This is a genomic window from Paraburkholderia sp. AV2 (assembly GCF_054968425.1).
In genome coordinates this window covers 1-2,026 of the sequence record NZ_JBANLK010000107.1, presented here as the reverse complement: position 1 = coordinate 2,026, position 2,026 = coordinate 1, and the positions used below count along the sequence as shown (strand labels likewise).

General features: G+C 63.5%; 3 protein-coding genes. All 3 read left to right on the top strand.

The genetic code is table 11. The annotated features are described in order from the left end of the window. Positions 1 to 440 (top strand): ShlB/FhaC/HecB family hemolysin secretion/activation protein (locus V8683_RS31260; RefSeq protein WP_462880747.1); only part of this gene is annotated, 440 nt, incomplete at its 5' end. Beyond that, the gene (locus V8683_RS31255) at positions 358 to 723 is read left to right on the top strand and encodes a ShlB/FhaC/HecB family hemolysin secretion/activation protein (RefSeq protein ID WP_462880746.1); all 366 of its coding nucleotides are present in this window, start codon (positions 358 to 360) and stop codon (positions 721 to 723) included. The genes V8683_RS31260 and V8683_RS31255, both read left to right, overlap by 83 nt. Positions 724 to 751: 28 nt before the next feature. Further along, positions 752 to 1,642: a peptidylprolyl isomerase gene (locus tag V8683_RS31250; protein WP_411188450.1), complete on the top strand. Its 891-nt coding sequence runs from the start codon at positions 752 to 754 to the stop codon at positions 1,640 to 1,642. The last annotated feature ends 384 nt before the right edge of the window (positions 1,643 to 2,026 follow it).

Here is a 2,026-nt window from a genome sequence, read left to right as displayed (position 1 = left end):
CTGGCCGCCTGATCATGCCGTCCCGCCCGTACACCACTATTGACGATTGCTCCACGGACCGCGCGGTGAACGACATCGATCTGGATCCGCAGCGCCTTGTCGTACTGCGCGTGGGGGGCAACTGGCTGCACCGCTTCGTGCTCAACGATGCGCAGGGAAACGTGACGCTCGATGCCGGCGTCTCGGAGGGCCTGCCGTGGCTGGAGGCGGACCACGACGCGCCGGGGATCTCGCGCGACGACGCGCACAGCCAGTTCACGAAGGCCGATGCCACAGGCACGTTCACGTTGCCGCTGCCGAAGCTGGGGGGGGGCAGCGTTCGCGTATCGCGGTGCGGTTGGCGGCCAGTTCACGAACGTGGCGCTGTACGGCACCGAGCAACTGTACCTGGGCGGCATGGACACGATCCGGGGTTTCCGTTCGGGCGATCTGGCGGGTGACCGTGGCATTTACTCGCGCAACGAGCTGGCCTGGGTGAACGTGCCGGTGTGGCACGACGCCCGTATCGAGCCGTATGTGTTTCTGGATGCCGGCAAGGCGAGTCTCGTCGCGACGCCGGGTTTCCCGACGCTGGTGGGCATCGGCAGCGGCCTGCGCGCGCAGTGGCAATGGCACACCCAGCAGTTCTCGGGCGAGGCGCTGGTGGGGCGCCAGCTATGCCGGCCGGCCGAAATCGGCCCGCGCGCGACGCTCGTGCTGGGCACGTTCAACTGGGCGTTCTAGCAAAAATCTTTCTCATAAGGGTGAATCCATGTTTCGACTCGACAACACGATTCGTGCCGCATGCGTAGCGGCGTTTGCTTCAGTTGCGCTGAGCGTGTTCGCGCCGACGTTTGCTCACGCAGCGGACGCGCCTGCGGCGGGGCTACCCGCGGGCACGGCAGCCGTCGTCAACGGCGTGAGCATTTCCGACGTACAGCTCGACGAGGCGGTACGCGTGGCGGTGCAGGTTGGCCATCAGGCCGACACACCGCAACTGCGGCAGGCGGTGAAGCAGCAGCTCATCGCGCGTGAGCTGTTCCGCCAGAACGCAGAGAAGGCGGGTTATGGCACGAAGCCTGAGGTGCAGCAGGCGATGGACGTGGCGAAGACGAACGCCGAAATGCAGCTCTATCTGAAGGACAACATTCACGCCGAGCCCGTCACGGATGCGCAGGTCAAGGCCCGCTACGACGAGATCGTTGCGTCGCTGGGCAGGGTGGAATACAAGCCGCGGATCATCGTGGTGCCGGATGAGGCGACGGCGACGATCGTGCTTGCGCAACTGAAGTCGGGGCAGCCATTCGACGCACTGGCGCGCCAGTACAGCAAGGCGCCGAGTGCGGCGGCCGGGGGCGAGCTGCCGTGGGTCAGCTTCAAGACTCCCGCGGAAGACGGCAAGACCCAGGGCTTGCCGCTTGCCGTGGCACAAGCGATTGCGCAGCTTCCGGCGGGTGGTGTGACGCCGCAGTCTGTTGCCCTTGGAAAGGACGGTAGCGGCCCATATGCAATCGTTAAGGTGGACGCGATGCGGCCAACGCAGGTGCCGGCGTTCGATCAGGCGAAAGCGACCATCGCACAGCAACTGCAGGCGCTCGCATTGGAGAAAGCGGCGGCGCTGTTCACGGCCGGGCTGCTGAAGGGGGCGACAATCCAGCAGTAACGGAGTGAATGGAGGCGGGTGCGGGCTGTGGGAGTCTTCGGGGTATAGGTCGTCTTCGTCGAAGTCGACATCGATCAGGGCGTTGCCGTTGACGATGTTATAAGCCAGCGATGGCAGCAATGCCTGCTCGATCTCCTTCTGCCCAACCTGCGTCGATCCAGCGGTTCCCTCATCAAGCAGCTTCAAGAACAGGGTGGAGTTGCCCCTATTAAATCGAACAGGCCACGGCTATTTGCAGTAACACAGCAATATGCCAAGCCGTTTGGCGACGTATTGGCGTCAGGTTATCTGAAGCTGCTGATGACTGTCCAACGACCTTCTTCGAATACACGCGTAGACTTTTTGATGACGCGTCAATACCGGTCCGTCGTATCATCCGGAATT